This window comes from Serratia sp. JUb9, from assembly GCF_014298095.1.
Classification (GTDB): Bacteria; Pseudomonadota; Gammaproteobacteria; order Enterobacterales; family Enterobacteriaceae; genus Serratia_B; species Serratia_B rhizosphaerae.
The window spans coordinates 975,875-1,002,811 of the sequence record NZ_CP060416.1 but is presented as its reverse complement, the minus strand read 5'-3'; the positions used below and the strand labels follow the sequence as shown (position 1 = coordinate 1,002,811).

Here is a 26,937-nt window from a genome sequence, read left to right as displayed (position 1 = left end):
GGCGCCGCAAGGGCGCCTTTATGATGGCTGCTTTCAGCCGCTTACTTCAGCAGTGCCTGAGCCTGCGCCACCACGTTTTCCACGGTGAAGCCGAACTCCTTGAACAGCTGGTCCGCCGGCGCCGACTCACCGAAGGTGGTCATGCCCACCACCGCACCGTTCAGCCCGGTGTACTTCAGCCAGTAGTCTGCAATGCCCGCTTCAATCGCCACCCGCGCCGTGACCGCCGCCGGCAGCACCGACTCGCGGTAGGCCGCATCCTGCTTGTCGAACGCGTCGGTCGACGGCATCGACACCACGCGCGCCTTGCGGCCCGCCGCCGTCAGCTGACCCGCCGCCTCGACCGCCAGCTCCACTTCCGAGCCGGTGGCAATCAGGATAACGTCCGGCGTGCCGTCGCAGTCCTGCAGCACGTAGGCGCCGCGATACACGTTCGCCAGCTGCTCCGCCGTACGCGTCTGCTGCGCCAGGTTCTGACGCGAGAAAATCAGCGCCGTCGGGCCGTCGTTGCGCTCGATGGCGTACTGCCAGGCAATCGCCGACTCCACCTGGTCGCACGGACGCCAGGTGCTCATGTTCGGCGTGACCCGCAGGCTGGCCAGCTGCTCCACCGGCTGGTGGGTCGGGCCGTCTTCACCCAGACCGATGGAGTCGTGGGTGTAGACGAACACGTTGCGCTGCTTCATCAGCGCCGCCATGCGCACCGCGTTACGCGCGTATTCCACAAACATCAGGAAGGTCGCCGAGTACGGCAGGAAGCCGCCGTGCAGCGCGATGCCGTTGGTGATGGCGCTCATGCCGAACTCGCGCACGCCGTAGTGGATGTAGTTGCCCGCCGGGTCTTCGTTCAGCGCCTTGGAGCCGGACCACATGGTCAGGTTGCTCGGTGCCAGGTCGGCGGAGCCGCCGAGGAATTCCGGCAGCAGTTTGCCGTAGGCTTCCAGCGCGTTCTGCGACGCCTTGCGGCTGGCGATGTTGGCCGGGTTGGCCTGCAGCTGCTCGACGTAGGCCCTGGCCTGCGCCTGCCAGTCGGCCGGCAGCTCGCCGCTCATGCGGCGGGTGAACTCGGCGGCCAGCTCCGGGAAGGCGGCGGCGTAGGCGGCGAACTTGTCGTTCCAGGCCGCTTCACGCGCCTGACCGGCTTCCTTGGCGTCCCACTGGGCATAGATGTCCTGCGGGATTTCAAACGGCGGGTAGTGCCAGCCCAGCTGCTCGCGGGTGGCGGCCACTTCGGCATCGCCCAGCGGCGCGCCGTGGGAATCGTGGGTGCCGGCCTTGTTCGGCGAGCCGAAGCCGATAACGGTCTTGCACATCAGCAGGGACGGCTTGTCGGTAACCTTGCGGGCTTCCTCAATCGCCGCCTTGATGGCGTCGGCGTCGTGGCCGTCCACGCCGCGTACCACGTGCCAGCCGTAGGCTTCGAAACGCTTGGCGGTGTCGTCGGTGAACCAGCCGTCGACGTGGCCGTCGATGGAGATGCCGTTGTCATCGTAGAAGGCGGTCAGCTTGCCGAGCTTGAGGGTGCCGGCCAGGGAGCAGACTTCGTGTGAGATGCCTTCCATCATGCAGCCGTCGCCCATAAAGGCGTAGGTGTTGTGGTCGACGATATCATGGCCCGGGCGGTTGAACTGCGCGGCCAGGGTGCGTTCGGCGATGGCGAAGCCGACGGCGTTGGCGATACCCTGCCCGAGCGGGCCGGTGGTGGTCTCGACGCCCGGGGTGTAGCCGTATTCAGGGTGTCCCGGTGTTTTGGAATGCAGCTGACGGAAGTTTTCCAGCTCGCGCATCGGCAGGTCGTAGCCGGTGAGGTGCAGGAGGCTGTAAATCAACATGGAGCCATGGCCGTTGGAGAGGACGAAGCGGTCACGGTCGGCCCAGTGCGGGTTGGTCGGGTTGTGGCTGAGGTAGTCGCGCCACAGGACTTCGGCGATATCGGCCATGCCCATAGGGGCGCCCGGGTGACCGGATTTTGCTTTTTGTACGGCGTCCATGCTGAGTGCGCGGATGGCGTTGGCAAGCTCTTTACGAGAGGACATGTTTTACTCCAAGTCGGATGAAAAAAGCAGTCAAGTTTGCCATTTTCTCAGACTCGGCATAAGAACGGCAATCCCTAATAGTAAATGAGAGCGAGTTCACAACTTATTAGCACGATTGGCCCTATTTTCGGAATAACACTATTTTGCCGCCGAGTGTCGTACACTAGGCTGTTGCGAGCGAAATTGTTTCTGCTCATTTGTATAAAATCCCTTGTTACTATCATAGGAAGATGGCTTCATGAAAATCCGTACCTCTTTGATTGCATTAGGCATTGCCACCCTGGTCAGCGGCTGTCAAAGCCTTGATCCCAACGCCCTGATGCAGTCTGGCGCGCAGGCGTTCCAGGCGGCGACCCTGAGCAACGACGATGTCAAAGCGTTAAGTGATAAATCCTGCGTCGAGATGGACAGCAAGGCAAAAATCGCGCCGGCCAACAGCAGCTACGTCAAGCGCCTGAACAAAATTGCGGCAGCGTTGGGCGATAATATTGACGGCACGCCGGCCAACTACAAGGTGTACGTCACCAAAGACGTTAACGCCTGGGCGATGGCCAACGGCTGTATCCGCGTCTACAGCGGCCTGATGGACATGATGAACGACAACGAAGTGGAAGGCGTGTTGGGCCATGAAATGGGCCACGTGGCGCTGGGCCATACCCGCAAGGCGATGCAGGTGGCGTACGGCACGGTCGCGCTGCGCACCGCGGCGGCCTCGACCGGCGGCATCATCGGCTCGCTGTCGCAGTCGCAGCTGGCGGATATCGGTGAGAAGCTGGTCAGCGCCCAGTTCTCCCAAAAGCAGGAGAGCGAAGCGGACGACTACTCGTTCGATCTGCTGAAGAAACGCGGCATCAATCCGAACGGGCTGGCGACCAGTTTCGAAAAACTGGCCAAGATGGAAGCCGGGCGTCAGAGCAGCATGTTTGACGATCACCCGTCCTCCGAAGCGCGCGCGCAGCACATCCGCGATCGCATCGCCGCTGAAGGCAAGTAACCCGGCCATTGGCGGGGCTGCAGTCCCCCGCTAATCGCTCTCAACCACAGGGACGGCAAGCCGTCCCTGTGGTTTATTCAGTACAACGTCTTTTGCGGCGGCCCGGCAAAGGTCAGCGGCCCGACCTGTTTCATATCCACTTCCACCACCGACGGTCCCGGGTAGTTGATCGCCTCCGCCAGCACGCCGCCGAACTGCTCGGCGCTGTCAATCTTCCAGGCCTTCAGCCCCATCGCCTCCGCCACCTGGGCAAACGCCGGGGTGTGCAGTTCGTTGTAGTATTGACGGCCGGCGAAGTACTTGTCCTGAATGCCGCGCATCACGCCGTAGCCGCCGTCGTTCATGATCAGCAGCGTGATATTGGCCTGTTCCTGCGCCATGGTCGCCAGCTCCCCCAGCCCCAGCGCCAGACCGCCGTCCCCCACCAGCCCGACAACTTTACGCTGCGGGTTGGCAAGCGCGGTGCCAATCGCCATCGGCAGCCCCATGCCGATGGCGCCGGCCAGCGAGTGAATATTGCACAGCGGCGCCACGGCGCGGAACAGACGGCTGCCCCACACGCTGCCGGACACGGTGATATCGCGCACCAGCAGGCCGTCATCCGGCAGGGCGGCGGCAATCGCGTCGCTGAGCTTGGCATATTCGCCGGACTGCTCGCGCAGCGCCTGCTCCGCCTGCTGCACCGCAGCGGCTATCTCGGCGTCCCATCCGGCGTCCACTTTCTCGCCCGGTGCAAAACGCGCCGCCAGCGCCGTCAGCAGCGCGCCGCAGTCGCCGTTTACCTGCTCATCCGCCAGATAGTTGCGGTTGGCCGCCGCCGGGTCGATGTCGATCTGCACCAGCGGGCGCGGCAGCGGCAGCGTCCAGGTGCGGGTTTCGTTGCTGCGCAGGCGCGAACCGGCCACCAGCGTCAGATCGCAGCGATTGAGGATCTGCTCCACGCTCGGCGAATTATGGAAAGCGCGCAGGCTGCGCGGGTGGCTGTCCGGCAGAATACCGCGCCCGTGTGTGCTGGACATCACCGCCACGCCGGCGTCCGCCAGCCGCTGTACCGCCGCTGCGCAGCCCAGCGCGCCGCCGCCCAGCCACAGCAGCGGTCGCTTGGCGGCCTTCAGGCGCTGATACAAACGCTCCACCGCCGCCGCATCCGCCGCCGGCAAGGCAGGTGGAGCAATGGCCGGCGTCAGCACCGCGCGGGAAACCAGGCTGCTCTGAATATCAATCGGGATCTCCACCGCCACCGGGCCACACGGTACGGTTTGCGCCTCCTGGATGGCCCGCTGGATCACCGCCACCGCCTGCTCGGCGCTGTTGACCCGGTAGGCGCGCTTCGAACAGGCGCGCAGGAAGCCCATCTGATCCTTGGTTTCGTGAATAAAGCCGGCGTCGGCGTCCAGATACGCCTTTTCCACCTGGCCGGTGATGTGCAGCAGCGGCGTGTTGGCGTTCAGCGCTTCAATCATCGCACCCACCGCGTTGCCGGCGCCGGCGCCGGTGCTGGTCAGCGCCACGCCCAACCCGGAGAAACGACCGTGGGCGTCGGCCATCGTCACCGCGCCCGCCTCGCCGCGCGCCGGCACAAAGCGGATCGCGCCGCGCTGTCCGACGGCATCGGCGATCGGCAAATTATGAATCGAGATGATGCCGTACATCGCCGACACCGCGTATTGCTCCAGAGTCCGGGCTATCGCCTCACCAACCGTTATTTTATCGCTCATCATCTGCCTTCTTATCATAGTCATGCGTAGGGATACATCGTGCGCCGCGCTCAGTCGCTCCAGCGGTTCACCTGATGGCTCAGCGCCAGATACAGGCTTTTCTGTTGCATATAGGCCTTGATGCCGTGCAACCCTTTTTCCCGTCCCAGGCCGCTCTGTTTCACGCCGCCGAACGGCGTGGAAATCGAGAATGTTTTGTAGGTATTGACCCAGACGGTGCCGGTCTCCAGCTGCTCAGCCAGCGCCATGGCGCGCGGGAAATCGCGGCTCCAGATGCCGGCGGCCAGGCCGTAGACCGAATCGTTGGCCATGGCGATCAGCTGCTGTTCATCGTCAAACGGCATCGCCACCAGCACCGGCCCGAAGATCTCCTCCTGGCAGACCCGTGCGTCATTATTCAAACCGTCAATAATGGTCGGCAGGTAATAGCTGCCGTCCGCCAGCTGCGGATCCGCCGGCGCTTCGCCGCCGATCAGCACCCGACCGCCCTCCTGCCGCGCCAGCGCAACGTACTCCGCCACGCTCTGGCGGTGTTTGTCATTAATCAGCGGCCCTAAATGCACGCCCGGCTGCAGCGGGTTGCCAAGACGCAGCCCGCCCGCCAGTTCGCACAGCCGCGCCAGCAGCGGCTGATACAGTGAACGGTGCACAAATAGCCGCGAACCGGCGATGCACGCCTGGCCGGCCGAGCTGAAAATGCCGTAGCAAATACCGCGCGCCGCCTGTTCCAGATCGGCGTCTTCCAGCACGATGGTCGGCGACTTGCCCCCCAACTCCAGCGAAGTTGGGATCAGTTTTTCGGCGGCGATATGCGCCAGGTGACGGCCGGTGCCGGTGCCGCCGGTAAAGGAAATCTTTTTCACCAGCGGGTGACGCACCAGCGCCTCGCCAATCACCGAACCTTTGCCCGGCAGCACGCTGAGCAAGCCGGCGGGCAGCCCCGCCTGCTCAAACAGTTCCGCCAGTTTCAGCGCCATCAGCGGCGTGGCTTCCGCCGGCTTCAGAATCACCGCGTTGCCGGCCGCCAGCGCCGGCGCCACTTTCTGCATTTCGCTGGCGATCGGTGAGTTCCACGGCGTAATGGCAGCGATCACCCCCAGCGGCTGGTACTGGCTCAGCGTCATCACCTCGCGGTTGCGCTGGGTGGGCAACTCCCCTTCCAGCACTTCGCAGGCGGCGGCGAAATAGCGCGCGGTGGCCGCCGCGCTGGCCACCAGGCCGCGGGTTTCCGCCAGCGGTTTGCCGTTGTCGCGCGTTTGCAGCTGTGCCAGCGTCTCCAGCTGTTCGCTAATCAGATCGCTGACGCGGTATAAAATCGCCGCGCGCTGATGCGGCACCAGACCGCGCCACTGTGGGTCACGCCAGGCGCGCTCCGCCGCTTCAACCGCTTCGTTGACGTCATTCACGTCGGCGGCGCGCAGCTCCGCATTAAGCGAACCGTCGGCCGGGAAGGTGGAGCGCATCGGCTCACCCCGCCCTTCGCACCAGCGCCCGGCCAGAAAAATCTTTTGTATCGCCATACTGTTATTCCCCTTTATGCCGTCAGTTCGCCGTCAAGCAGTCGACGGCAGGCCTGTACCGCGCTCAGCGCCGCCAGCGTCGATGTCTTCGGGTTACTGGCCAGCGGATTGCCGCTTAACTCAATCTGAAATTCGCCAAACGCGCCCTGCGCCTGCAGCCGGTGCGTATTGCGCCGCGTATGCGGATCCACCTGCAGGCGCACCCGCGTCTGGTCCATACCCAGCCCGTACAGCGCAATGGTAGCCGCCACGTTGGCGTTGGCCGGGAACTGCCGTGCCGCTTCACGCGCGCTGCCCTCGAAAAACACCTGCGCTTCGCTGACCGCATCGAGGTCGATCAGGCTTTCCGCCGGGCTGCCGCGCCAGCTGGCCGGGCTTTTGCTGGCCTGATAGGTGACGCTGGTCAGTCCGCCTTCGCGCGCCGACGCCAGCCCGTCCATGCCCGCCACCGCGCCGGACAGCACCCAAACCCGCCCGTGATGCTCGCGGCTGGCCTGCTGGATACGCTGCTGCAGCCCGGCGTCCGCCAGCGCGCCGGTGGAAATCACCGCCAGCGTCCAGCCGCGCCGCACTACCGCTTCGCCAAACTCGGCGACCGCCTGCTGACTGGCGCACTCCAGCACCAGATCGGGACAGCCGTCGCACTGGCGCGGATCGCTCAGCGCCTGCACCCGGCCGTCAAAGGCGGCGGCAATCGCCGCATGATGCGGCTCGCGCGCCACGATCCAGCCGGGTTCCACGCCTTCCGGCAGGCGGGACAACACTTCCTTCGCCATCGCGCCGTAGCCAATCATCATGATTTTCTTCATTACTCTGCTCCTACAGATGGCGGTTGAAGCCGCCGGAGACGTCCAGCGCCGCGCCGGTGGTAAACGACGCCATCGGCGACGCCAAAAACAGCAGCGCACGCGCCGGTTCCTGCGGTTTGCCCAGCCGTTTCATCGGAATGCCGCGCCGTTCGGCAATCGCCGCCGTCCAGGATTCCCAGCTCTGCTCGCGGTCGCTGCGCTCTTCAAAGCGGCGGCGCCACTGGCCCGATTCCACCATCCCCAGCAGAATGGAGTTCACGCGGATGCCCTTTGTCACCAGCTCTTTCGACAGCGTCAGCGTCATATTGAGCAGCGCGGCGCGCGCCGCCGAGGTGGCGATCATGTGTTCTTCCGGCTGCAGCGCCAGCAACGAGTTGACGCAGGTGATCGAGGCGATATCCGAGCGCTCCAACGCCGGCAAAAATGCCTGCAGCGGGTTAATCACGCCGAACAGTTTCAGCTCGGCCTCGTGCAGCCAGGCCGCGCGCGGCGTCTGGTCAAAGTGGGAAACGAAGCCCTGCCCGGCGTTATTGATCAGCATATCCACGCCGCCGAAGCGCGCCTCGACCTGCCCGGCAAACTGCGCCACCTGCTCCGGCACCAGCACGTCACAGCGCTGCGCCAAAATCTGCGCCTGCGGAAACTCGGCCTGCAGTTGCGCCAGCGCACCGTCAAGTTTGTCCTGACTGCGGCCGCAGAACGCCACCCTGGCCCCCTCCGCCAGCAGCAGGCGCAGAGTCTCAAAACCGATGCCCGACGAACCGCCGGTAACCACCGCGACCCGGTTTTCAATCTGGAAATTCATGGTTGAATCGCTCCCGTAAAGTCCCGCACGTAGCGGTTAAAGCACGCCGGCGCGTCCAGATAGCTGGCGTGCCCGGCGGCGGCGATCAGACGCAGCGGCGCACCCTGCCGCGCTGCCAGCGCCTCTGCCGCCGCCGGCGGCGTAATGGCGTCCTGCTCGCCGCACCACACCTGCAGCGGACCGCGATAGCGCGCCAGATAGGCGTTGATATCGTCGTTGGCCAGCATCCAGGCGGCGCTGAGGAAGCCGTCCGGCTGCAGCTGCTGCATACCGCGGCGCACCCAGGCGATATCCTGCGGATCGGCATCGGCACGCAGCAGCGCCGCGGCGCGCTGTTCGCCGTAACCCTGCGGCCCCAACGTGTCCATCATCTGCCGGCGCTGCGCGAACACCTGCCGGCGTTTCTCCGCATCGGCCGACGCATAGCCCTGCGCCGGGTCGGCCAGCGCCAGGCCGCAGAGGCCGTCAGGATGGGCGGCGCCATAGGCGCTGCCCATCAGCGCGCCCAGCGAATGCCCCACCAACAGCGGCTGGCACAGTGCCAGGTGGCTGACCAGCGCCGCCAATGCGTTGGCATAATCGGCGGCCTGCGGCTCGGCGTTCGCCAGCGCGGCGCTGTCGCCGTAACCCGGCGCGTCCCAGGCGATCAGCCGGTGGCCGTCCAGCAGGGCCGCATCGGCAAACTGTTTCAGCCATGAGGCGGAACCGGAGCTGATGCCGTGCAGCAACAGCACCGGCCGTCCCTGACCGGCCTCGCGCCAGCTCAGCCGGTAGTCGCCGCACTGCGCCTGTTGACGTTCCGGCAGCGCGTTCATCCGTTGCGCTTCACTTTCGACAGCGGATGGTCCGCCGGATAGGTCGGGATCTCCGGCTTGGCGGTGCCGAGCATCACGCACATCAGCGCCTCTTCCTCGCCGTGGTTGAACAGCCCGCGGTAAATCCCCGCCGGCACCGAGATCAGATCGCGCTCTTTCAGTACGGTTTCGTAATACTCCTCGCCGTCTTGAATCATCAGCGTGATGGTGCCCTTCAGCATAAAGAACACCTCTTCCACATCGTCATGCAGGTGCAGCGGCCCTTCGCACTTCGACGGCAGCACCATGGTGGAGAAGGTGAAATTGCCGGCCGGCACGGTATTGGTATCGCTCGCCACGCCGGTGGCGCCGGTGCCGATGTAGCGCATCTGCGCGCGGCGGTATTTCGGGTCGAAATCCGCCTGGAACTTCAGCGCGTTCCAGTCATATTTGCGGCCTTCAAAGCGGGCGATGCGTGATTCCACCCAGTCCGCCATGGCGATATCCTGCGGCTTGATGCCGGCTTTGTTGTCAACCTGAGACATGGTTCTCACTCCTCAATTGATTTGGCAAACTCAATACTTCTTCAGCAGCGGCAGCAAAATGATGCAGCCGACAAAGGCGGTCACCACCAAAAACAGCAGACCGCTATCCATATTGCCGCTGGCGGCGATCAGCGCCCCCATCAGCACCGGCGCCAGCGCGCCGGCAAAATTCCCCATCCCGTTGAAAATCCCGCCGGCGGTGGCGCTGACCTTGCTGCTGGTGGCTTTCGCCAGCAGGGCGAAAATGTTGGGCGCCCCGGCGCCCCACATAAAGGTGCTGAGCGCCATGGCGGCAATCACGCTGTAGGTGCCCGACAGCTGCAGCACCGCCGCCAGCCCCACGCCGGCGCCCGCCAGCGACAGGAAACAGGCCAGCGCGCGGCGGTCGAGTTTGTCCGACAGCCAGGCGCCCAGCACCTCTCCCAGCAGCATGGCGATAAACGGCAGCGAGGAGAGGTAGCCTGCATGCTCCAGATGGATGTCTTTACCCTTAATCAGATAGCTCGGCAGCCAGCCGTTCATGCCCCACAGGTAGGTCAGAAACGCGATATTAAACAGGCAGATCATCCAGAAATGCGGGCTGCGCAGCAGCTCGTGCCGGTGCTGCTTACGCTCGGCCGGCGTGCTCTGTTGGTTCTGCGCCACCCGCTGCACCTTCAGATGGCGCAGGCCGAACAGCACCAGCAGCATCACCGGCAGCGTCAGCAACGCCATAAAGAAGAAAGTCGCCTGCCAGTGAAAGGTGTTGAGGATAAACAGCGTCACCGGAAAGCCCAGCGCCGCGCCGAGCGGCGTGCCCAGCAGCCACAGCATGGTGGCCCGCGCCTGCAGGCGCTGCGGGAACGCCTGGCGGATAATGGCGTAGGCCATCGGCAATAGCGGCCCTTCCGCAATGCCGAGCAGAATGCGCAGCGTCATCATGGTGTGATAGGAGCGGGTAAAGCCCATCATCACCATCAGCAGCGCCCAGACCACCATCATACCGATCAGCACCCGCACCGGGTTCAGCCGGTCGCCAATGCCGCTCAGCAGCATCGATGAGAAGCCGTAAGAAAACAGAAAGGCGCTCATCAGCAGCCCGAGACGCGTCGGATCGAAACTGATGCCCAGCGCCTGCTGGAAGTCGGCGTCGGAGAACAGCGCCGCAATGCTTATCTTGTCGAAAAACGCCAGCAGTACGCAGGCAAACAGCGCAATAGGCACCGACCAGCGCACCTGTTGCGGCTGATTTTCGACAACGGCCTCCCCCACCCGGCCGTCGCGGGCGTCAATCTGTTGCAGAGTCATGAAACGCTCCCGTCGCTTGGGCGTTACCCTCTGGCGCTTACAGGCCCAGCCTGCAAGCCGCCGGGATTACTTCAACGCCATCAGAGAAAATTCCGCATCCGCCAGCTGCGCCGGATCCAGTACCCGTCCGCTGGCCAGCCAGCGCTTGCCCAGTTTGATGGCGCGCGCGTCGTTAAACGCCACCATCTGCACCAGCTGCCGGTCGGCATTCAGGGTAAAAAACACCTGCGACTGCGGCGTGCGCCGCGTCACCTGATGTACGCCGCCCATCGGCACGCCAAGGATCTGGATATTGACGTCATATTGATCCGACCATAGCCAGGCGACGTCGTCGTAGGCCGGGGCATCGGCGTCAAGCATCGCACCGGCGGTGCTGATGGCCTGATTCTGCGCGTAGGCCCAGGATTGCAGGCACAGCCCCAGCGTCGGATGACGCGCCACATCGCCGGCGGCGAAAATCGCCGGATGGCTGGTGCGTCCCTGGCCGTCAACCACGATGCCGCCGCCGTCCACCTGCAGCCCGGCGCCGTGCGCCAGCGCCAGGTTCAGTTCCACGCCGATGCCGACCACCACCAGATCGAACGGCTGCGCCTCACTGACCGCGCTGGCGATCCGCGCCTCGCCGCCGCGCTGTTCGAGCTGAATATCGCCACAGTCGCAGTGCAGCGTCACGCCCTGCTGCTGATGCAGCGCCAGCAGCGCCTGCGAGACGTCAGCGCCGACGCTGCGCATGCACAGCGCGGGCTGACGCTCAAACACCGTCACCTCGACGCCGAGTTTGCGCGCCGAGGCGGCAATTTCCAGCCCGATCCAGCCGCCGCCGACGATCGCCAGACGGCGACTGTGCAGCAGCCCTTGCCGCAGGCGCGCGGCGTCGTCCCAGGAGCGCAGGGTCATCACTTGCGGGCAATCGGCCCAACGGGCGTCCGGCAGGCGCGGCCGACCGCCGGTCGCCAGCAGCAGCTGTGTAAAATGCAGCTGCCGTCCGTCGCTGAGCTGCAGCGTCTGGTCGTCGGCATTAATGCCTTCGGCGCGCAGCGGGCGATACCAGTCAATATTCAGCGCCGCCACCGTCTCGGCGCTGAACAGACGGCTGAGCGGCGCTTCGTCGTCCAGCAGCGCCGCCTTGGACAGCGGCGGACGCTCATAAAAGTCGTAGGGTTCATCGCTCACCACCGACAGCGTGCCGCTATAGCCGCGATCGCGCAGCGTCTTCGCCGCCCAGCCGCCGGCCTGACCGCCGCCGACGATAACGATGCCTGCGGAAATCGGCTGACTCATAGCGCCTCCGCCGGTTTATGCTGGCGGCGGGTATCGTGATCGATGCCGCCCTCCACCGCCCATTCGGTGAACGACACCAGCGAATGCTCCAGCTCGCGCGGCTGCCAGTTCTCCGTCAGGAAATCGTCGTTGGTGTAGTATTCAAACGCGCCGCCGGTCGGGCTGTTGACGTACCAGAAGTAGGCCGAAGAGATCGGGTGACGTCCGGGGCCGATAAAGGTGCTCCACTGCTCTTTATTCATCGCCAGACCGCCGCCGATCACTTCATGAATATCGCGTACGGTAAACGCCACGTGGTTCAGCCCGCGCGCACGGTTCGGCAGTTTCAGCAGAAACAGGTTGTGGTGGCCGCCGCGCGCCTGAGTGCGCAGGAAGACCGCGCGGTCGATATAGCGATCGGACACCTGAAAACCCAGCGCCTCGCGGTAAAAGCGCTCGGTGGCCGCCAGATCGTCGACAAAGAACACCACGTGGCCGATATTAATCGGCTGCGCCTGCTCATAGACCGGGCTGGGCTGGTCGATACGACGCACGTCGCCCCACTGATTAATCGGCGTCACCGGCAGCGACACCTCGCGCTGACGACTGACGACAAAACGCAGCGTCATGCCGTTGGGATCGCGGCACTCCAGCATCTCGCCCTGGCGTTGAAAACCCGGTGCCTGCGCCAGCCGTGCTTCCAACGCCGCCAGCTCCGCCGGGCCGGCGACGCCCCAGGTCATGCGGCGCAGCGTTGAACCGCTTTCGAAAGCCGGCGGCAGGTCGTCGTCGTCCAGCGGACGCAGCTGCACGCCGGCGCCGCTCAGGGTGGTAAATGCCGACGGCTGGCCCGCCGTCGTCTGCAGGCCGAAGTCCCGCATAAACTTCTCGCACTTTGGCAGATCTTCTACGCCAAATTCCAGCTGTTCGATGCCAATTACGCTCATTGTTTGTGCCTCACGTTCTCTGAAACGCCTGTTTCAGGCATGATCGTTCCCCGGCGCCTGCTTTTCAGGCGCCTCACGCGGTAGCTAAACCTTGTCGTTGGGAAAACCCGTGGGCGGGCATCGCTCCCCGCCCCACATGAAATAGTGTTAGCCGACGTCGGCCCGCGGCGGGGCGCCAAGGAAGTCGGAAATCTTCCCGGCGGCGTCGCGCACCTCCATCCGCAGCCGCTCGCGATCCTCGGCCGGGATCTGATCGAACGGCACCATAATACTGACCACCGCCTCCACCTGCAGATCGCGGTTAAAGATCGGGTAGACGATCGAGGAGATGCCGTGGCGGAAAAACGACTCGCCGATCACATAGCCGCGCGCCTTATCCTGCTGCACCATCTGCCACAGCGTTTCACGGTCGGCCGGCGTGCCCGGCCCGCTGCCCGGCAGGCTCTGCTGCGGATAAAGACGTTCAAACTCCTCGCGCGTGGTGCGGGTCAGCAGCATGCGTCCCAGCGAGGTCTGGTGCACCGGCAGACGCGTGCCGACGCTGACCTGATTGATCTGCGATCCGGCGGCGCTGACGCGGGCAATGTAGATCACGTCGCGTCCGTCGCGGATCGCCAGATGACTGCTGCACTGGCTGCGATCGCGCAGCTGCTCGATCACCGGCTGCCCGACCTGCGCCACGTCCAGCGAGGCGATATACTCAAACCCCAGCCGCAGCACCTTGATGCCCAGCGAGAAGGTGTTGGTGCGCGGGTTGCGCTCCAGAAAGCCCAGATGTTCCAGCGTCTGCACCACCCGGTAGGCGGTCGCCTTCGGCATGGCGACCAGACGGTGCAGCTCCGCAAAGGTCATCTCCTTGTGCTGCTCGCCGAACGCCAACAGCAGCTGCAAACCGCGATCCAGCCCGGGGATCAGATATTTACACGTTTGTTCATCCGCCATGCTCTGTTCCTTCTTCTCGCCGTCCGGCGGTCAGTTGAATACGAAACCGCCGTTCACCGGCAGCAGTTGACCGGTGACGAAATTCGCCAGCGGCGACAGCAGATACAGCACGCTGCCGGTCACATCATCAGGGTGCTGCGCCCCCGTCAGCGCCCGCCCCTGTTCGTACAGCTGGTGGCGCTCCGCCGGCACATATTCGGTGGCCTCCACCCGCGTCAGGCCCGGCGCGATGGCGTTGACGCAAATGTTCTGCTCGCCCAGTTCGCGCGCCATCGAACGCGTCATCGCAATCAGTGCCCCTTTGCTGGCCACATAGGCCATCAGGCGTGGCGCGCCCCACAGCGCGGTGTCGGACGCGACGTTGACGATCTTGGCGTGCGGTCGCTGCGCCAGCAACGGCACCGCCGCCTGGCTCACCAGCCAGGTGCCGCGCACGTTGACCTGCATCACGCGATCCCACAGCTCGATATCGTATTCCATCATGGTTTTGCCGCCGACGCCGGTCGCCAGCGCGGCGTTATTCACCAGGCCGTCGATCGCACCGCCCGCGCCAATGGCGCTGAACGCCGAGCGAATCGAGGCCGGCGACGCCAGATCGATAACCTGCGTCTCAACCTGCGCGCCCTGCTCGCGCAGCGCCGCCGCGGTGCTCTGCAGTTCGTCCGCCAGGATGTCGCACAGCACCACGCTGCCGCCGGCTTCGGCGATCGCCGCGGCGAAACTGCGGCCGAGGCCGCGCGCCGCGCCGGTGACCACAATGCGCTTGTCCGTCAGCAGGCCGCTCACTGCGCCGCCTCCAGCTCACTCAGCATCGCCAGCTGCTTTTGCGCCTCTTTTTGCATTATGCGGCGCAGGCGCGACAGCCCCACGTCATGCTGGTACAGGTATTCGCGGCTGCGGGCGTTCGGCGCCATGTTCTCCAGCACGATGCGATCCTGTTCGAGCACGTCCCAGTGCAGCGCCTCCAGCCGGTTGCGGTACATAAAGCGCCACAGATCGCGCTGCCAGTCCTTCACCTTGCGGATACGCCAGAAGAATACCCGGCAGTGATCCTTGTCTTCCGGCACCACCATGCCGATGATCCAGAAGTGGCCGCCCGGCCCGAAACGCTGTTTGTACGGGATCGACAGCCGCATCCAGTACGCGCCGCTGTTACCGAACTCCACCCAGTCGAAGTTGACGCCGATCTGGCCGTTTTTCTTGAAGATAAAGCCGCTGTCGGTCGGCTCCAGCGCCATATCCGCCTTGCGATCGCCTTCGGCCATCGAGTGCGATGACGAGTGCAGATAGGTGCCGTGCATCGGATCCATCACGTTTTCCAGCGCGTACTGGTAATTGCAGTCCCAGCTGGCGGTGCACAGGAAGTTGCTGTAAGACGCGTCGTCGGCCAGCTCCTGCGGGAAAGTGAGTTCAGACGGCGCTTCGTCGGCGGTGACGCCGAAATAGAGGAACACCGCGCCGTAGGCCTCCTGCGCCGGGTAGGAACGCAGGCATTTCTGCCCCACCAGCGGGCAACGATCCACCGCCGGCACGTCTTTCACCTCGCCGTCGCCGCCGACCTCCACGCCGTGATACCAGCAGGCGATGCGATCGCCGAGGTTCCAGCCCATCGACAGCCGTGCGCCGCGATGCGGGCAGCGGTCTTCCAGCGCGTGGATCGCGCCCTGCGCGTCGCGCCACAGCACGATCTGCTGCTCCAGACGGGTGATGCCGACCGGGTTATTGCCCACTTCCCAACTGGCCAGTACCGGATACCACATACCGCGTAAGCCCTGATCAAGGTAGTTCTGTAACGTCTGCGCGGAGGATGTTGTGTTTGCTGTCATTGTCTTCTCCCAGTGCTGCTCAGAAACCGTTAACGTGAAGGAATTCGCGGAACGCCGCTTCATTCCACGGCTGACCGTTGCGATCGAACAGACGGCGCTGATTCAGCGCGCTGACGATCTGATCCAGCTCGCTCGCCCCGCCCTCGAAGATCTCTTCCAGCGCGGCGACCAACGCCGTTTCAAAACCGTCCGGTACGCGGGCGCGCGTCTGCCAGATCACATTCTGGTAGCTGCCCGGCTGATGGATCTGGCCGTTGCCGCCCTCGCGCGCCGGGATCACCTGCTGGGTGTCCGGCAGCCACGGGTTGAAATCGGTAATGTGTTGCATGAATTACTCCTCCTCGATGACGGTGATCTGGATCTGATTGTCGATCACGCGGGTGGGAAAGGTTTGCAGGTCGCGGCCGCCCGGTTCACGCAGGCACTGGCCGGTGCGTACGTCAAACAGCGCTTCGTGCAGCGGGCACTCCACTTTGCCGTCGTCAACAAACCCCTGGCTGAGCAAGGCGTAGGCGTGCGGGCAAACATCTTCCAGCGCGTAGTATTGCCCGTCGATCAGATACACCCCGACCTCTTTGCCGTCTACCGTCGCCGAGTAAGGGAAATCTTCTTTTACCTGAGACACTTCGCACACGTTCTTCCAGCTCATTGCTAAAACCCTCTATCTCTTTGTTTCATATATGAAACTCAGTTTCTTATTTAATACGCCCACTATAAAACTGGCGAATGTTTCGTCAAGCGAGCCGGACGACAATTGTTAATAAAAGGTTGTTTAAAGATTACAAATGCGGAGGAGATCACGAAAAAATGCACCGATATGAAAATACGATGGTATTTATGCATTACATCGTGAATTTATATGCCAAAAAGCGTTGATTTTTGCATAAAAAGCGGCGTAAAAGTTTTCTCGCGCCGATAACTGCGCGCTTTCATGAAACAATAATTTTACATTCAGAGGGGTAATCCCCGCCTTCAGGCCCGGCAAACGCCGCCCGCCGCGCAGGTTTATCACCGTGTTAAGGAGTGCTTTGTGAATGCTCGTCAGCGCTGGTACGGCGTGTTCGCCCTGCTGTTCCTGATCGTCATCGCCTATGTCGATCGGGTAAATATCGCCGTGATGGTGGTCAATCCGGATTTTCTGCATCACTTCGGCCTGGGGGATAACCGGGTGCATCAGGGCACGCTGATGACCGCCTTTCTGCTCGGTTACGGCCTGGCGGCGCTGCTGCTGACGCCGTTTCTGGAAACGCTGATGGGCTACCGCCGTGCGCTGACGCTCAGCGTGCTGCTGTGGGCGCTGCTGACCGCCGCCTCGCCGCTGGCGGGCAGCGTCCTGTGGCTGCTGCTGGTGCGCGCCCTGCTGGGCATCAGCGAAGGGCCGCTGTTTTCGCTGAAAACCATGTATATCAGCGACCACTTCGCGGCCGATGAGTTAGGCAAACCCAACGCCGTCAGCGCGCTCGGCGTGTCGCTCGGGCTGGCGCTCGGCTTTCCGCTGGTCGGCTTTCTGATGGCCCATTTCGGCTGGGCGATGTCGTTTTACCTACTGGCGGCGTTTAATCTGCTGGCCGGACTGGGGCTGATCCGCGCGTTTATCCGCCCGGCGCAAAGCGCGCCGCCGCCGCGTGCCGCCACGCCGGTGCTGGCACGCGTCTGGCGCACCTTTAGCGACGCCTGGCAGACGCCGATGCTCGGCTGGATTATGCTGGTGGAGATCGCCACCCTCAGCTATCTGTGGGGCTCCAGCGCCTGGCTGCCGGCCTACCTGATCGACGAAAAAGGCTTTTCGATTAAACAGATGGGGGCGATGGCGTCGCTGCCGTTTATCGTCAGCATCGGCGCGAAATATCTCGGCGGCGCGCTGCTCGACCGGATGCAGCGGCACCAGGCGCCGCTGATTTTTGCCATCGGCGGCGGCGCCACCGCGCTGTGCGTGGCCGGACTGATGAACAGTGCTCAGACCGGCTGGATCGCCTTTTTCCTGCTGGCGGCCAACGCCTGCTGGGGCCTGCAGGGCGCGGCGATCCCGACGCTGCTGCAGCACTACGCCAAGCCGCAGGCGGTCGGCAGCGCCTACGGCATTATCAACGGCATCGGCAATCTGTTTTCCGCCTTTATTCCGCTGATCATGGGGCTGGTGATGGCCGCTCAGGGCACGGTGTCATCCGGCTTTGCGGTGCTGATCGCCTCGCAGCTGGTCACGCTGCTGGCGGGCGGCGTGCTGTTTGGCAAAATGCGCCCGGCCCGGCCGCTGGCACAGCGCCCGTAAGCTGCGAAACTGCAGATTTTAAGGGCTGACGTCTTCAAGTCAGCGATGCAGGAAAAGCAGGGGGATGGGATCGTAACGGCATACGCCGCCGGACAAATTTGCCGGCGGCGCAGCTCTGTCGCTAACGCCCTTTCTTTTTACGGCCTGGCTGGGTGAACCGCTTGCGCCCGGCGGGAAGCGCGGCGGGTTTACTGGCTTTTTTGGCCTTGTTGACCACCGGTTTTCGGGTCGCCGGTTTTGCTTCCGACGAGGAATCCTCAATCAGTTTAAACAACGCGATCAGTTCGTCATCCGTTAATTCCCGCCAGTCTCCCAGCGGTAAGCCGGCCAGCCCGACATTCATAATGCGGGTCCGCTCCAGCTTGGTGACCTCATAGCCAAAATGTTCACACATGCGGCGGATCTGGCGGTTAAGCCCCTGCACCAGCACGATGCGAAACACCGAGGCGGAGACTTTCTTCACCTTGCATTTTTTGGTCACCGTGCCCAGCATCGGTACGCCCGCCGCTAAACCGCGGATAAATTCATCGGTGACCGGTTTATTGACCGTCACCAGATACTCTTTTTCGTGATCGTTACCGGCCCGCAGGATCTTGTTCACCAGATCGCCGTGGTTAGTCAGGAAGATCAGCCCCTGCGAGTCTTTATCTAACCGCCCGATCGGGAAAATACGCGTACTGTGATTCACGAAATCGACAATGTTGTCTTTTTCGCCGCTTTCCGTGGTGCTGACAATGCCTACCGGTTTGTTCAGCGCAATGAAGACCAGGTTGTCTTCACTACGCGGCTCGATGAGCTGGCCGTTAACCTTGACCACATCTCCCGGAAATACCCGATCGCCCAGCGCCACGCGCTTGCCATTAATAAAAACATTGCCTTGTTCGATATAACGATCGGCATCGCGACGCGAGCAGATCCCGCTTTCGCTAATATATTTGTTCAGCCGTACAGATGGTTTGGCCAGCATGCCTGTCTCCATAAAATCCCCCGGTCTTTGGCAAGACCGGGGTTTTGCACTACTCTCGCTTACGCCTGCTTTTTCGCCGCCTGCAGATACAGCATTTCCAGCGCCAGCGTCGCCGCGGCCAGCGCGGTGATTTCCGACTGGTCATAGGCCGGCGCCACTTCCACCACGTCCATACCGACGATATTCAGCGACTGCATGCCGCGCAGCAGCTTCAGCGCGCGATCGGAAGTCAGGCCGCCGATTACCGGCGTGCCGGTGCCGGGCGCAAAGGCCGGATCCAGGCAGTCGATGTCGAAGGTCAGATACACCGGCATATCGCCGACGATCTGTTTGATCTGGGTCAGCAGATCGTCCACGCCGCGATCGTTAACCTGCGCCGCATCCAGCACGGTGAAGCCGTTATCGTGGTCGAATTCGGTGCGGATGCCGATCTGCACCGAGTGATGCGGATCGATCAGGCCTTCGTTCGGCGCATGGTAGAACATGGTGCCGTGGTCGAATTTGCTGCCGTTGGCGTAGGTATCGGTATGTGCGTCAAAGTGCACCAGCGCCATTTTGCCAAAGTGCTTGGCGTGCGCACGCAGCAGCGGCAGCGTGACAAAGTGATCGCCGCCGAAGGAAAGCATGCGCTTGCCGGCCTGCAACAGTTTCTCCGCATGGGCCTGCAGCTTGTCGCTCATGTCCTGCGCATCGCCGAAGTTGAACACGATATCGCCGCAGTCAACCACGTTCAGCCGGTCACGCAGGTCAAAACTCCACGGCCAGCGGTTGCCTTCCCACGCCAGGTTGGTGGACACCTGGCGGATCGCCGCTGGCCCGTGACGCCCGCCGGCGCGGCCGGAAGTCGCCATATCAAAGGGAATGCCGGTAATCACCCACTCCGCATCGCTGTCATACGGCATGAAATTCAGCGGAAAACGCAGGAAACCAAAGGCATTGGACACTAAAGAATTATCGGACTGATGACCTAAGGTGCTCATAGTAAATCCTCATCGTTCAACATTTCGCCCGCGGCGCAACGTCACAGGCCCAACAAAAAAAAATCCCCTCCGCGTCGTTAGCCCGACGAGGAAGGGATTGATGTAAACGTTCTTTTCAGCTTTCAGCGCTGCTGATGGCCTGAATTATCGCCCGATTTTCCTCAGGCTTCAAGTCGGCGCGGATGACGCCATCCGCGCCGTGGCGTTACTCGTCTTCCAGGTAAGTATAACCGTACAGGCCGGCTTCGAACTCTTCCAGGAACTGCGCCTGCAGCGCGTTATCCAGATCGGTTTCTTTCACCTGATCGCGGAACTTGGCCAGTAGCGCCGTCGGGTCCAGCTGCACATACTGCAGCATATCGGCCACGGTGTCGCCGTCGTCGGACTGCTCGGCTTCGATGGTGCCGTCCGGGAAGATATACACGTCAACCGAGGCGGTGTCGCCGAACAGGTTATGCATATTGCCCAGAATTTCCTGATAGGCGCCGACCATAAAGAAGCCCAGCACCGGCGGGTTCTCCGGATCGTACGGCGGCATCGGCATGGTGGTCGCCACGCCGTCGCCGTCGACGTAATGGTCGATAGTGCCGTCCGAATCGCAGGTAATGTCCAGCAGCACCGCGCGCCCTTCCGGCGGCTGATCCAACCCTTCCAGCGGCAGCACCGGGAACAGCTGATCGATCCCCCAGGCGTCCGGCATCGACTGGAACAGCGAGAAGTTGACGTAGAACTTGTCCGCCATCCGCTCCTGCAGCTCATCGATAATCGGCCGGTGAGCGCGGTTGCTCGGATCCAGCTGCTGCTGGATTTTGTTGCAGATGTTCAGATACAGCTGCTCCGCCCAGGCGCGCTTGGTCAGATCCAGCATACCGTGCGCATATTGGGTGTGTACGTCATGCAGGTCCATCTGGCTGTCGTGCAGCCATTCGCGCAGCGAGCGGCGGTTTTCCGGCTCGTTCATCTCCTGCCAGGTTTCCCACATGCTTTCCAGCGCGCGCGGCGCATCCGCCACCGGCGGCTCCGGCTCGCTGAACTCGTTGCGTTCCACGCCGATCACGTTGGACACCAGCACCGTATGGTGCGCGGTCACCGCGCGGCCGGATTCGGTGATCACCGTCGGGTGCGGCAGGCCGTGTTCATTACAGGCGTCGCCGATGCCCCAGATCACGTTATTGGCGTATTCGTTCAGGCCGTAGTTGACCGAACAGTCGGACTGCGAGCGGGTGCCTTCGTAATCGACCCCCAGGCCGCCGCCCACGTCGAAGCACTGGATATTGACACCCAGTTTGTGCAGTTCAACGTAGAAACGCGCCGACTCGCGCACGCCGGTGGCGATATCGCGAATGTTGGCCAACTGCGACCCCAGGTGGAAGTGCAGCAGCTGCAGGCTGTCCAGACGCCCCGCCTCGCGCAAGGTTTCCACCAGCTTCAGCACCTGCACCGCCGCCAGGCCGAACTTGGACTTCTCGCCGCCGCTGGACTGCCATTTGCCGGAACCCTGAGACGCCAGACGCGCACGCACGCCCAGGCGCGGCACCACGTTCAGGCGCTCCGCTTCTTCCAGCACCAGATTGATTTCCGACATTTTCTCGATCACCAGGTACACCTTGTGACCTAGCTTTTCACCGATCAACGCCAGACGAATATATTCACGGTCTTTATAACCGTTACAGACAATCACCGAACGGGTCATGCCGGCATGCGCCAGCACCGCCATCAGCTCCGCCTTGGAGCCGGCTTCCAGCCCCAGCGGTTCGCCGGAGTTGACCAGCGACTCGATAACGCGCCGATGCTGGTTGACCTTGATCGGGTACACCAGGAAATAGCCGCCCTGATAGCCGAACGACTCGCGCGCACGCTTAAAGGCGGCGTTAATCGAACGCAGGCGATGCTGCAGGATCTGCGGGAAGCAGAACAGCGCCGGCAGGCGTTGCCCCTCTTTCTGACGCTCTTTCACCAGTTCAGCAAGGTCGACGCGCGCTTCGGGAACGTCCGGGTCCGGACACACGCTGATATGGCCGCGCTCATTGACGTCATAATAATTATTGCCCCAATAGGCGACGTTATACGTACGCAGCATCTTGCTGGCGTTACGGTCATTCATGGCAACCTCCTGCATGGAGCGCAAAGAAACTGGTTCACCCGCTGCTGACGCGCGGTTATTCATTAGATCATCAGACATTAATTCGCCTCATTTCCCGTTCTGACGACGTAGTCAGCCACTATCGCAGCTACATCCCGCGAGAACAACCCAGCCTGACGCATTGGCGGCGGCACATCAGCCGGCCGTTCGCGTCTGGCGATCGGTTGGTTACCCCTATAATTGTAAGACACCCTGTTCAAACCTCGTGAATCAGGCCAAGAAACATCCCACAGGAAGGCTGCAGGCTACCCTTGTTCAGTGCTTCAGACGAGCGAAATACCAGCCGGCCCGGCGCAGCCTGACGGCAACGTCGGTCAGGCGGGATTAGCCGGCCCGAGAATCCTGAGTAGCGCCCAGGTGTTTATCACACCGGGTAGGTGAAATAGAGAAAAGACGGGAGATAACAGAAGAATTGGTGCCGGACTGGCACTGCTGTCGGGAACCAACAGCCGGTAGACAACGGATCATTAATCCAACCACCTCCACGCGCGTCGTTCAGCAGAACGACCAGGCCTCTAATAGTAGTGTAAGAACGTGACCGTTCTATGAAGCGGCAGCGTCCGTCGGGACGCCTGCAGCGGATTCACAGACCTTTACAACTTATGTCGCCGTATTGGCCAGCAAATGAGCCGTGCGCGCAGTTTATACCGATAACCCGGGCAAAATGCAAAATGAAAATTTGCCGCAAACTGTTTCAAGCGATGAAAATGGCGTCGGTGCGCCAGAGGAAAAGCGATAAACGGCAAAAAAATACTGGCAATCCGGCTAAAGCATAACCTAAAATAGACGTCCAGATGTTAATCCATCTATATACCTGATGAACGTCAACGGGCTGCCAAAGACGCCGCCTGAGTGGAAGACGAAGGGATATACTGGTTAACCGAAAAAACTGCTTAACGGCTTTGCCTGAGGGGCGTTGCAGGATGCATCTCGCGCCATCAGCGGAAGACCCTTCGCTTCGATGCCCGGATCTCCAGCGCTGTGCAGTAATTTCCACCCGTCTTATGCAAGGTAAAGAATACAATGGCTAAACACCTCTTCACGTCTGAATCCGTTTCTGAAGGACATCCTGATAAAATCGCCGACCAGATCTCCGATGCCGTACTCGACGCCATTCTGGAGCAGGACCCGAAAGCCCGCGTCGCTTGCGAAACCTACGTGAAAACCGGCATGGTGCTGGTTGGCGGCGAAATCACCACCAGCGCCTGGGTCGATATCGAAGAGATCACCCGTAACACCGTGCGCGACATCGGCTACGTGCATTCCGATATGGGCTTCGACGCCAACTCCTGCGCGGTGCTGAGCGCCATCGGCAAGCAGTCGCCGGATATCAATCAGGGCGTAGACCGCACCGATCCGCTGGAACAGGGCGCAGGCGATCAGGGCCTGATGTTTGGCTATGCCACCAATGAAACCGACGTGCTGATGCCGGCGCCGGTCACCTATGCGCACCGTCTGGTGCAGCGTCAGTCTGAAGTGCGTAAAAACGGCACGCTGCCGTGGCTGCGTCCGGATGCGAAAAGCCAGGTCACTTTCCAGTATGACGACGGTAAAATCGTCGGCATCGATGCGGTGGTGCTGTCTACCCAGCACTCTGAAGAGATTGCGCAAAAAGATCTGCAAGAAGCGGTGATGGAAGAGATCATCAAGCCGGTTCTGCCTGCCGAGTGGCTGAGCGCCGCCACCAAGTACCACATCAACCCGACCGGCCGTTTCGTTATCGGCGGCCCGATGGGCGACTGCGGCCTGACCGGGCGTAAAATCATTGTTGATACCTACGGCGGCATGGCGCGTCACGGCGGCGGCGCCTTCTCCGGCAAGGATCCGTCCAAGGTTGACCGTTCCGCCGCTTACGCCGCGCGCTACGTGGCGAAAAACATCGTTGCCGCCGGCCTGGCCGACCGCTGCGAAATCCAGGTCTCCTACGCCATCGGCGTGGCGGAGCCAACCTCCATCATGGTGGAAACCTTCGGCACCGAGAAAGTACCGACCGAGCAGTTGACCCTGCTGGTGCGCGAATTCTTCGACCTGCGTCCGTACGGCCTGATTCAGATGATGGATCTGCTCAAGCCTATCTACCGCGAAACCGCCGCCTACGGCCACTTCGGCCGCGAACACTTCCCATGGGAAGCGACCGACAAAGCTGCCCTGCTGCGCGACGCCGCCGGTCTGAAATAAACCAGCGCCAAACAGAAAGGCCGGGCATCATGCCCGGCCTTTTTTTTACCCTGCCGAACCGTCCTACTTCGCCGATGTCCGGCTGCTGGAGTAGATAAAGCCCAGCGCAATCGCCAGACAGACAATCGCGCCCAGCCGGCTGGCGGAGAAGCCGATGGCGGCGTTGCCCAGCCAGCCAAAGTTGTCGATCAGCATGCTCATCGTCAACTGGCCGAAAATCACCGCCACCGTCGCCACCGCCGTGCCGATACGCTGCACCGCCAGCACCATAATGACAATGTAAGGCACGCCGAACAGCGCCCCCACCAGCTGCCATTTCGGCACATCCAGCAGGCTGACCGCCTGTTTGGGTTCAAAGAAGAAAATCAGCAGCGCGGTCACCAGCGTGCCGACGGAAAAGGTCAGAAAGGCGCTGCGGAACACGCCCACTTTGCTGCCCAGTTGGCCGTTGATCGCCGCCTGAATGCTCAGCATTGCACCGCCAACCACCGCCAGTAAAATCATCAATATCGTCATGGTGTCCCCCTTAACCCTGCGCGACCAGCGCCAGCGCGGCGATGATGAAAACCAGCGCGAGAATGCGTCTGGCGTCTATTTTCCGGTGCGGCGTACCCAACAGGCCGAAATGGTCGATAATCAGGCTTTTGAAGACCTGCCCGGCCAGAATGCCGATCATGGTCAGCGCCACGCCGATGGCGGGCGTCGCCACGGTCAGAATCACCACGTAGATCGGCCCCAGCACGCCGCCCAGCAGCTGCCAGCCCGGCTGGGCAAAAAAGGATGGGCTGTTGCGCGGGCTGAAAAACAGCATCAGCAGGAAAGTCAGCGCGGCGCCAACGCCGAAGATGCTGAACGTCGCCCACAGATCGCCGACCTCGCCGCCCAGCGGCCCCAGCAATCCCGCCTCTACCGACAGGCCCATCCCGCCTGCGATAACCAGTAAAATCAGTAAAAGTTGCATAGCAAATGCTCTCCGATGAATCAGGCGGAGAAGCTTACAGCGGCAGAAAACGAAGAAAAACGGTATAATCCGTTAAACACCTTTGCAGGATTTGCATCAATGCTGGATACCGACGCGATTAATGTCAGCGCGTTAAAGATTTTTATTGATGTCTTTGACGCACAGAACTTCTCCGTTGTCGCGCGACAGCGCGGCATTTCAGCCTCCAAGGTCTCGCGCATTATTCACCAGTTGGAAGATGCGCTGGGGCAGCAGCTGTTTTACCGCAATACGCGCGCAGTGATACCGACCGAGTCCGGGCGGCTGTTTATCGACTATGCGCGCAGCATGGCCGAACAGCTGGACGAGGCACGCAAGGAACTGCAGGAGCGGGCGCTGGAGCCGTCCGGGCTGGTGCGCATCAATACGCCGGTGTTCTTCGGCCAGCGCCACGTGGCGCCCGCCCTGCCCGCGCTGGCCGCCCGCTACCCCCGCCTGCTGATCGATCTGGTGCAGACCGATGACTTTATCGATCCGCATCGCGATGCCGCAGACGTTATCTTTCGTATCGGCACGCTGACGGACTCCTCCTTCCACGCCCGGGTGTTTGGTGAGCTGCGCTACTACCTCGCCGCCTCGCCGGCCTATCTGCGCCGTTACGGCGCGCCGCAAAGCCCGGCGGAGCTCAGCCGCCACCGCTGTCTGGTGTACCGCGGCTCGTCCGGGCCGAACCGCTGGCTGTTTCGCGCCCCCGGCGACGCCTGGGTGCACTATCCGCTCTCCCCGCTGTTAACGTCCAACAATGCGGAAACGCTGCTGGTCGCCGCGCTGGGCGGCATGGGACTGGTGCTGTTTCCCGACTGGCTGATGGGCGAGCGTCTGCAAAACGGCGAGCTGGTCAGGCTGCTGCCGGAGTTTGAGACGGCGATAAAGACCGAGCCGCAACAGATCGCCGCCGTCTATCCGCACGCCCGCCGCCCGCCGCTGAACGTCAGGGCGGTGATCGATCACTACGTGGAGGCGTTTGGCGAGCCGCTTTACTGGCAGTTTTGACCTCTTCCCTTTACGTATCCTGGCGCTGATTTGGGGAATAGCCCAGTGTTAAACTAACCTCACGATTTATAACGCCTAGGCAAGGGAACTCCATAAAGTTAACTTCTAACTCCGTACGCGTGGTTCTGCTAAAGAAAGTGTACAACGGTAAACCCTATTACATTTTGACAGCCTATCCAATTATCAGATAAGGGAATGTATGGCATCTCAAACACCTAACCTTGGTACTCTGGTCCGTGTTTTTTTCGGACAAGATTGCGATTTATTCGGGGAGTCCGTAGAGGAGATTCTTGAGTCTTACAGGGACACCGAAAATGTTATGACTGTGCAAAAAACAGTGAATGAAGCCCAAATGTTTCTGGGTTTATACCCGGATGATACGCAACTTGAGTTTGCCTTTATAAACCTAGCTGAAGGGGAATTTTCTCCAACAGCATGGGGATACTCCACCCGGAGGTTCCTCGAAAAAGTCATTCAAACTTTGAGTAAAGGTCATGGGTAACTTTTCCGCACTCAGAACATCTGATACAAATTTATTTCGGACAGGATAGCTGCGAAATCACAGGGGCGACACCCCTTCCCAGCGTTATAGAGGTTTCTATCTTCAAGACAACCCATCATCGAAGATCGATACCTTGATCGCGGATATCGTCGAATTTGAAGAGACATATCCAGAGTCGATTGATGAGGAATTCAGTGCTCGATGGGGGAACGATGTGTTGCCAGAGCTATGGGGAACAACGGCAAAGGATTTTTTTGGAACAAATTCGGCTATTAGCCCCGCAAGTCACCAGTTGGTCCACTAAGCAGACCTCCCTTGAGTGACCAGGGCGGCAGTGTGTGAGCAAAAAGCAGGCAGAATGATGGGGCACGACCTTTTTCCGTGTACCCAAGGGTGTACACAATAAAAAAACAATAGAATCA

The 26,937-nt window shown here is 61.8% G+C and carries 26 protein-coding genes; 6 read left to right on the top strand and 20 right to left on the bottom strand.

Features of this window, described 5'->3' with window-relative positions; genetic code table 11:
* Nucleotides 1-41: 41 nt before the first annotated feature.
* The gene (gene tkt / locus HF675_RS04740; protein ID WP_187044163.1) at nt 42-2,036 is read right to left on the bottom strand and encodes a transketolase; all 1,995 of its coding nucleotides are present in this window, start codon (nt 2,034-2,036) and stop codon (nt 42-44) included.
* A gap of 238 nt (nt 2,037-2,274) precedes the next feature.
* Here tkt and HF675_RS04735 point away from each other — a divergent pair, with 238 nt between their 5' ends.
* Nucleotides 2,275-3,030 (top strand): M48 family metallopeptidase, encoded by a 756-nt coding sequence (locus HF675_RS04735; RefSeq protein WP_105232422.1) that lies wholly within the window; start codon nt 2,275-2,277, stop codon nt 3,028-3,030.
* 77 nt (nt 3,031-3,107) lie between these two features.
* On the opposite strand, the gene HF675_RS04730 is transcribed toward HF675_RS04735, so the two are convergent.
* The 14 genes from HF675_RS04730 to HF675_RS04665 all read right to left on the bottom strand — a co-directional run bounded on the left by HF675_RS04730 (nt 3,108) and on the right by HF675_RS04665 (nt 16,132).
* Nucleotides 3,108-4,748 carry a thiamine pyrophosphate-binding protein gene (locus HF675_RS04730; protein ID WP_187044696.1) on the bottom strand — a complete coding sequence of 547 codons (1,641 nt, stop codon included), beginning with the start codon at nt 4,746-4,748 and terminating at the stop codon, nt 3,108-3,110.
* 50 nt (nt 4,749-4,798) lie between these two features.
* Nucleotides 4,799-6,268, bottom strand: a complete 1,470-nt coding sequence (locus HF675_RS04725; RefSeq protein WP_111736520.1) for an aldehyde dehydrogenase — start codon at nt 6,266-6,268, stop codon at nt 4,799-4,801.
* A 14-nt stretch (nt 6,269-6,282) separates the two neighbouring features.
* Nucleotides 6,283-7,077, bottom strand: a complete 795-nt coding sequence (locus HF675_RS04720) for an aspartate dehydrogenase (protein ID WP_187044162.1) — start codon at nt 7,075-7,077, stop codon at nt 6,283-6,285.
* Nucleotides 7,078-7,087: 10 nt separating this feature from the next.
* Entirely contained in the window at nt 7,088-7,882 is a 795-nt protein-coding gene (locus HF675_RS04715; protein ID WP_105232426.1) for an SDR family oxidoreductase, read from the bottom strand.
* On the bottom strand, nt 7,879-8,697 hold the full coding sequence (locus HF675_RS04710) for an alpha/beta fold hydrolase (RefSeq protein WP_187044161.1): 819 nt from the start codon (nt 8,695-8,697) through the stop codon (nt 7,879-7,881). Before HF675_RS04710 ends, HF675_RS04715 begins: the two co-directional genes overlap by 4 nt.
* Complete coding sequence (locus HF675_RS04705) at nt 8,694-9,221, bottom strand: cupin domain-containing protein (protein WP_105232428.1); 528 nt, start codon at nt 9,219-9,221, stop codon at nt 8,694-8,696. The genes HF675_RS04710 and HF675_RS04705 overlap by 4 nt, the downstream gene beginning before the upstream one ends.
* Nucleotides 9,222-9,251: 30 nt before the next feature.
* On the bottom strand, nt 9,252-10,508 hold the full coding sequence (locus HF675_RS04700) for an MFS transporter (protein WP_105232429.1): 1,257 nt from the start codon (nt 10,506-10,508) through the stop codon (nt 9,252-9,254).
* 66 nt (nt 10,509-10,574) lie between these two features.
* Complete coding sequence (locus HF675_RS04695; RefSeq protein WP_187044160.1) at nt 10,575-11,789, bottom strand: NAD(P)/FAD-dependent oxidoreductase; 1,215 nt, start codon at nt 11,787-11,789, stop codon at nt 10,575-10,577.
* Nucleotides 11,786-12,715: a VOC family protein gene (locus tag HF675_RS04690; RefSeq protein WP_187044159.1), complete on the bottom strand. Its 930-nt coding sequence runs from the start codon at nt 12,713-12,715 to the stop codon at nt 11,786-11,788. Before HF675_RS04690 ends, HF675_RS04695 begins: the two co-directional genes overlap by 4 nt.
* Nucleotides 12,716-12,862: 147 nt before the next feature.
* On the bottom strand, nt 12,863-13,657 hold the full coding sequence (locus HF675_RS04685; protein ID WP_105232432.1) for an IclR family transcriptional regulator: 795 nt from the start codon (nt 13,655-13,657) through the stop codon (nt 12,863-12,865).
* 30 nt (nt 13,658-13,687) lie between these two features.
* Nucleotides 13,688-14,443 carry an SDR family oxidoreductase gene (locus HF675_RS04680; protein WP_160030081.1) on the bottom strand — a complete coding sequence of 252 codons (756 nt, stop codon included), beginning with the start codon at nt 14,441-14,443 and terminating at the stop codon, nt 13,688-13,690.
* Entirely contained in the window at nt 14,440-15,483 is a 1,044-nt protein-coding gene (locus HF675_RS04675; RefSeq protein ID WP_105232434.1) for an aromatic ring-hydroxylating dioxygenase subunit alpha, read from the bottom strand. Before HF675_RS04675 ends, HF675_RS04680 begins: the two co-directional genes overlap by 4 nt.
* Nucleotides 15,484-15,502: 19 nt before the next feature.
* Nucleotides 15,503-15,811 (bottom strand): recombinase-like helix-turn-helix domain-containing protein, encoded by a 309-nt coding sequence (locus HF675_RS04670; RefSeq protein ID WP_105232435.1) that lies wholly within the window; start codon nt 15,809-15,811, stop codon nt 15,503-15,505.
* Nucleotides 15,812-15,814: 3 nt separating this feature from the next.
* Nucleotides 15,815-16,132: a non-heme iron oxygenase ferredoxin subunit gene (locus HF675_RS04665; RefSeq protein WP_105232436.1), complete on the bottom strand. Its 318-nt coding sequence runs from the start codon at nt 16,130-16,132 to the stop codon at nt 15,815-15,817.
* A gap of 381 nt (nt 16,133-16,513) precedes the next feature.
* Here HF675_RS04665 and HF675_RS04660 point away from each other — a divergent pair, with 381 nt between their 5' ends.
* Entirely contained in the window at nt 16,514-17,752 is a 1,239-nt protein-coding gene (locus HF675_RS04660; RefSeq protein WP_187044158.1) for an MFS transporter, read from the top strand.
* Between the two features lie 121 nt (nt 17,753-17,873).
* Here the strand turns inward: HF675_RS04660 and rluF are convergent, their stop codons facing one another.
* The 3 genes from rluF to speA form a co-directional block, all read right to left on the bottom strand.
* Nucleotides 17,874-18,719: a 23S rRNA pseudouridine(2604) synthase RluF gene (gene rluF / locus HF675_RS04655; RefSeq protein WP_105232438.1), complete on the bottom strand. Its 846-nt coding sequence runs from the start codon at nt 18,717-18,719 to the stop codon at nt 17,874-17,876.
* 59 nt (nt 18,720-18,778) lie between these two features.
* Complete coding sequence (gene speB, locus HF675_RS04650) at nt 18,779-19,699, bottom strand: agmatinase (RefSeq protein ID WP_105232439.1); 921 nt, start codon at nt 19,697-19,699, stop codon at nt 18,779-18,781.
* 205 nt (nt 19,700-19,904) lie between these two features.
* Nucleotides 19,905-21,881, bottom strand: a complete 1,977-nt coding sequence (speA, locus tag HF675_RS04645; protein WP_111736513.1) for a biosynthetic arginine decarboxylase — start codon at nt 21,879-21,881, stop codon at nt 19,905-19,907.
* Nucleotides 21,882-22,865: 984 nt separating this feature from the next.
* Here speA and metK point away from each other — a divergent pair.
* Nucleotides 22,866-24,020 carry a methionine adenosyltransferase gene (metK, locus tag HF675_RS04640; protein WP_105232441.1) on the top strand — a complete coding sequence of 385 codons (1,155 nt, stop codon included), beginning with the start codon at nt 22,866-22,868 and terminating at the stop codon, nt 24,018-24,020.
* A 63-nt stretch (nt 24,021-24,083) separates the two neighbouring features.
* Here metK and HF675_RS04635 read toward each other — a convergent pair whose 3' ends face one another.
* A complete protein-coding gene (locus HF675_RS04635) occupies nt 24,084-24,536 on the bottom strand; it encodes a DMT family transporter (RefSeq protein ID WP_187044157.1) in 453 nt (150 codons plus the stop codon).
* Between the two features lie 10 nt (nt 24,537-24,546).
* Complete coding sequence (locus HF675_RS04630; RefSeq protein ID WP_105232443.1) at nt 24,547-24,981, bottom strand: DMT family transporter; 435 nt, start codon at nt 24,979-24,981, stop codon at nt 24,547-24,549.
* 99 nt (nt 24,982-25,080) lie between these two features.
* On the opposite strand from HF675_RS04630, the gene HF675_RS04625 reads away from it, so the two are divergent.
* The 3 genes from HF675_RS04625 (at nt 25,081) to HF675_RS04615 (ending at nt 26,819) form a co-directional block, all read left to right on the top strand.
* Nucleotides 25,081-26,013: a LysR family transcriptional regulator gene (locus HF675_RS04625; RefSeq protein WP_105232444.1), complete on the top strand. Its 933-nt coding sequence runs from the start codon at nt 25,081-25,083 to the stop codon at nt 26,011-26,013.
* A gap of 199 nt (nt 26,014-26,212) precedes the next feature.
* Nucleotides 26,213-26,515: a contact-dependent growth inhibition system immunity protein gene (locus tag HF675_RS04620; protein WP_105232445.1), complete on the top strand. Its 303-nt coding sequence runs from the start codon at nt 26,213-26,215 to the stop codon at nt 26,513-26,515.
* Between the two features lie 49 nt (nt 26,516-26,564).
* Nucleotides 26,565-26,819, top strand: coding sequence for a contact-dependent growth inhibition system immunity protein (locus tag HF675_RS04615; RefSeq protein WP_255427355.1), 255 nt, complete (start codon nt 26,565-26,567; stop codon nt 26,817-26,819).
* Nucleotides 26,820-26,937: the final 118 nt, after the last annotated feature.

Coding starts and splice junctions, on each gene's coding strand:
- HF675_RS04735 (WP_105232422.1), top strand. CDS start 2,275: ATGAAAATCCGTACCTCTTTGATTGCATTAGGCATTGCCACCCTGGTC.
- HF675_RS04700 (WP_105232429.1), bottom strand. CDS start 10,508: ATGACTCTGCAACAGATTGACGCCCGCGACGGCCGGGTGGGGGAGGCC.
- speA (WP_111736513.1), bottom strand. CDS start 21,881: ATGTCTGATGATCTAATGAATAACCGCGCGTCAGCAGCGGGTGAACCA.
- HF675_RS04670 (WP_105232435.1), bottom strand. CDS start 15,811: ATGCAACACATTACCGATTTCAACCCGTGGCTGCCGGACACCCAGCAG.
- tkt (WP_187044163.1), bottom strand. CDS start 2,036: ATGTCCTCTCGTAAAGAGCTTGCCAACGCCATCCGCGCACTCAGCATG.
- HF675_RS04630 (WP_105232443.1), bottom strand. CDS start 24,981: ATGCAACTTTTACTGATTTTACTGGTTATCGCAGGCGGGATGGGCCTG.
- metK (WP_105232441.1), top strand. CDS start 22,866: ATGGCTAAACACCTCTTCACGTCTGAATCCGTTTCTGAAGGACATCCT.
- HF675_RS04625 (WP_105232444.1), top strand. CDS start 25,081: ATGCTGGATACCGACGCGATTAATGTCAGCGCGTTAAAGATTTTTATT.
- HF675_RS04730 (WP_187044696.1), bottom strand. CDS start 4,748: ATGAGCGATAAAATAACGGTTGGTGAGGCGATAGCCCGGACTCTGGAG.
- HF675_RS04715 (WP_105232426.1), bottom strand. CDS start 7,882: ATGAATTTCCAGATTGAAAACCGGGTCGCGGTGGTTACCGGCGGTTCG.
- HF675_RS04710 (WP_187044161.1), bottom strand. CDS start 8,697: ATGAACGCGCTGCCGGAACGTCAACAGGCGCAGTGCGGCGACTACCGG.
- HF675_RS04725 (WP_111736520.1), bottom strand. CDS start 6,268: ATGGCGATACAAAAGATTTTTCTGGCCGGGCGCTGGTGCGAAGGGCGG.
- HF675_RS04690 (WP_187044159.1), bottom strand. CDS start 12,715: ATGAGCGTAATTGGCATCGAACAGCTGGAATTTGGCGTAGAAGATCTG.
- HF675_RS04685 (WP_105232432.1), bottom strand. CDS start 13,657: ATGGCGGATGAACAAACGTGTAAATATCTGATCCCCGGGCTGGATCGC.
- HF675_RS04720 (WP_187044162.1), bottom strand. CDS start 7,077: ATGAAGAAAATCATGATGATTGGCTACGGCGCGATGGCGAAGGAAGTG.
- HF675_RS04695 (WP_187044160.1), bottom strand. CDS start 11,789: ATGAGTCAGCCGATTTCCGCAGGCATCGTTATCGTCGGCGGCGGTCAG.
- HF675_RS04635 (WP_187044157.1), bottom strand. CDS start 24,536: ATGACGATATTGATGATTTTACTGGCGGTGGTTGGCGGTGCAATGCTG.
- HF675_RS04665 (WP_105232436.1), bottom strand. CDS start 16,132: ATGAGCTGGAAGAACGTGTGCGAAGTGTCTCAGGTAAAAGAAGATTTC.
- HF675_RS04675 (WP_105232434.1), bottom strand. CDS start 15,483: ATGACAGCAAACACAACATCCTCCGCGCAGACGTTACAGAACTACCTT.
- HF675_RS04620 (WP_105232445.1), top strand. CDS start 26,213: ATGGCATCTCAAACACCTAACCTTGGTACTCTGGTCCGTGTTTTTTTC.
- HF675_RS04705 (WP_105232428.1), bottom strand. CDS start 9,221: ATGTCTCAGGTTGACAACAAAGCCGGCATCAAGCCGCAGGATATCGCC.
- speB (WP_105232439.1), bottom strand. CDS start 19,699: ATGAGCACCTTAGGTCATCAGTCCGATAATTCTTTAGTGTCCAATGCC.
- rluF (WP_105232438.1), bottom strand. CDS start 18,719: ATGCTGGCCAAACCATCTGTACGGCTGAACAAATATATTAGCGAAAGC.